The organism is Candidatus Palauibacter polyketidifaciens (assembly GCF_947581785.1).
Taxonomy (GTDB): Bacteria; Gemmatimonadota; Gemmatimonadetes; order Palauibacterales; family Palauibacteraceae; genus Palauibacter; species Palauibacter polyketidifaciens.
The window spans coordinates 1-2812 of sequence record NZ_CANPVO010000004.1 but is presented as its reverse complement, the minus strand read 5'-3'; the positions used below and the strand labels follow the sequence as shown (position 1 = coordinate 2812).

Genomic DNA, 2812 nt, shown 5'->3' with positions numbered 1-2812 from the left:
CGCCGCGCCGAGATGCGCGAACACGGTGGACAGCCGGTCGGCCGCCTCGGCGACCGCTTCGTCTCCCCCGTGCGCCGCCGCCAGTTCCTCGAGCGGGAGCCGGGTGGCCGCCAGCAGCCGCGTCGCCGCGTCCCCGTCTACACCGTGCTCCGCGAGCCGCGAGCGGACCCCCTCCTCCCCTTCCTTCTCGAGCCGGTCGAGGGCGCCGAACACCGCAACATGGTCTTCCGCGGAGATTCCGTGAACGTCGAGAAGCGCGCCGATGAGGCGCCGGTCCGAGATGCGGACCACGATGTCCGCGGCCCCCAGGCCGAGTTCCCGGAGCGCGTCGATGCCCGCGCTGATGATCTCCGAATCGGCGAGCGGGTTCGTCTCGCCGACGATGTCCATGTTGAGTTGGAAGTGCTCGCGGAGTCGACCGCGCTGCGGCCGCTCGTAGCGGAAGAGCTGCGGGATCGAGAACCAGCGGACGGGCTTCGCGAGCCCCGCGGCACGGGAGGCGATCATGCGCGCGAAGGTCGGCGTCATCTCGGGCCGCAGCGCCACGGCCCGCCCTCCCCTGTCCTCGAACCCGTAGAGCTGTCCTACGATCTCTTCGCCGGACTTCCGCGTGTAGAGTTCGAGCGCCTCGAGCGGAGGGCCGTCATACTCCGTGAATCCATAGCGGGCGCCGACGCTGCGCCAGGCCGAGAAGATGTGTCGGCGGAGGGCGAGTTCCTCCGGAAAGAAATCTCGAAAACCGGGCAGGCCGCGGATCTCCCCGGAGGTCACGGCCCCGGAAGCTGAGGCAACCCGTGGCACAAACCCCGCTGGGCTAGCTCGTCGCGCAGTATCGGTCGTACGCCTTTGTGAGGTCGGCCGCGATGTCGTGCGCCTCGCGGCCCTCGATCTGGTGGCGCTCGAGCATGAACTGCAGCTCCCCGTTGGAGAGCAGCGCGAGAGCCGGGGACGAGGGTCGGACGCCGACGAAATACTGCCGCGCGCGCGCCGTCGCTTCCACATCCTGTCCCGCGAACACCGTGACGACGCGGTCGGGCTGCTCTCCGTGGCTCATGGCCATCGCCACGGCGGGTCGCGCATTGCGCGCCGCGCAGCCGCAGACGGAGTTCACGACGACGAGCGTCTCCCCGTCGGCGCCGAGGACTTCGTCCACTTCATCGGAGGTCCGAAGCTCACGCACGCCGAGGCGGGTGAGTTCGTCCCTCATCGGTTGTACCAGTCTGGGATCGTACAGCATCTTCAGTCTCCTGTCCGTACGCCGGCGAGTTCCGGCAGTGCCCGGGCCTCGCCCACGGTGGTTGCGGACCCCGTGACCAGGAGCGTTCCGGCTCCGGCGAGCGTCAGCCCTCGCGAGACCGCCTCGGCCACGTTCCGGCACACGATCGATTCAAGACCCCGTTCACGCGACAGCCACTCCTGCGCCCGGGACGGGTCCCACCGCCTCTCCGCGGGGGCGGCGGACCGCGTCAGAATCATAGCGTCGCTGTCAAGCGCGAGGCGGGCCAACATCTTCTTCCAATCCTTGTCGGCCAGCATTCCGACCACAGCGATGAGCGGGCGCGCCGCGGACAGCGCCGCCACCGTTTCGCAGAGCGCCGCGATGGCCGCCGGATTGTGCGCGATATCGAACACGCAGCCCGGGCGTCCGCCGCGCGAAGGCCGGATCTCGAAGCGGCCGGCCAGGCGCGCGCGTGCGATCCCGCGGCGCGCGGAGTCTTCGTCCGGCGGAAGGCCCGAGCCGTCCAGCAGCAGGAGGGCGAGAGCCGCGTTGTCCGCCTGGTGCCGGCCGGGCAGGCCGGTGGCGAGCCGCAAGCCGTCGGGACGCGACCCCGACACATATCGGAAGCGCGTTTCCGGAGGATCGGTCCGCACCTCGACATCCGACACCTCCGCCTCCCTTCCGAGGCGCGCAACCGGTGATCCGACGCGGCGCGCGGCCCGCTCGAGCACCGCGAGCGGAAGCGGATCGATGCGACCCAGGCAGGCCGGCGCGCCCGGCTTGAAGATCCCCCCTTTTTCCTTCGCGATCGACTCGGGAGATCCCCCAAGCCACTCCGTGTGGTCGAGGCTGATCGGGGTGATCGCCGTCCCGGCGGGACGGAGCACGTTCGTCGCGTCGAGCCGGCCGCCGAGACCGGTTTCGACGACCGCCACCTCCACCCCGCACTCCGCGAAGCAGGTGAAGGCGAGCGCGGTGGCCAACTCGAAGTACGTACAATGTTCGGCCGTCTCGCAGTCGAGCACGCGGGCGGCGGCGGACTGAAGCGCCGACTCCTCCACCCAGGCCCCATCGATCAGAAAACGTTCCCGAACGTCCTCGAGGTGCGGCGAGGTATAGAGGCCCGTGCGCGTGCCGCCGTCTTCGAGCATCGACGCCGCGAAGCACGCGGTCGACCCCTTGCCGTTCGTGCCCGCGATATGGAGGGCGTTGAAGGTCCGTTCCGGCCGGCCCAGCTCCGCGAGGAGCGCTTCGATTCTGTCGAGACCCCAGCGGATCGTGGTGACCGGACGGGGATCGAACAGGGCCGCGAGGGCATCCCCGCCCGCGATCAGCACATGTGATCCAGGAGGCACGCGAGGGCGTCGCGCATCTCCGACCGCGGGACGATGCGGTCGATCATCCCGTGCTCCTCCAGAAACTCCGCCGTCTGGAAACCCTCCGGAAGGTCCTGCCGGATCGTTTCCTTGATGACTCGCGGGCCGGCGAAGCCGACGAGGGCGCCGGGTTCCGCGAGAATCACATCCCCCAGCATCGCATACGACGCCGTCACCCCGCCCGTGGTCGGGTTCGTGAGGACGCTCACGTAGGGGA

The 2812-nt window shown here is 69.8% G+C and carries 3 protein-coding genes and 1 pseudogene; all 4 read right to left on the bottom strand.

The features are described 5' to 3' along the window. Positions 1-771: ATP phosphoribosyltransferase regulatory subunit (locus RN729_RS00645; RefSeq protein ID WP_310781567.1), on the bottom strand; the 771-nt coding region annotated here is incomplete at its 3' end. A 43-nt stretch (positions 772-814) separates the two neighbouring features. Continuing rightward, a complete protein-coding gene (locus RN729_RS00640) occupies positions 815-1237 on the bottom strand; it encodes a BrxA/BrxB family bacilliredoxin (protein ID WP_310781565.1) in 423 nt (140 codons plus the stop codon). 2 nt (positions 1238-1239) lie between these two features. Then, positions 1240-2556, bottom strand: coding sequence for a folylpolyglutamate synthase/dihydrofolate synthase family protein (locus RN729_RS00635; RefSeq protein ID WP_310781563.1), 1317 nt, complete (start codon positions 2554-2556; stop codon positions 1240-1242). Further along, positions 2550-2812: pseudogene (locus tag RN729_RS00630) on the bottom strand (acetyl-CoA carboxylase carboxyl transferase subunit beta); the annotation flags it as partial. The pseudogene RN729_RS00630 and the gene RN729_RS00635, both read right to left, overlap by 7 nt.

Coding starts and splice junctions, on each gene's coding strand:
- RN729_RS00640 (WP_310781565.1), bottom strand. CDS start 1,237: ATGCTGTACGATCCCAGACTGGTACAACCGATGAGGGACGAACTCACC.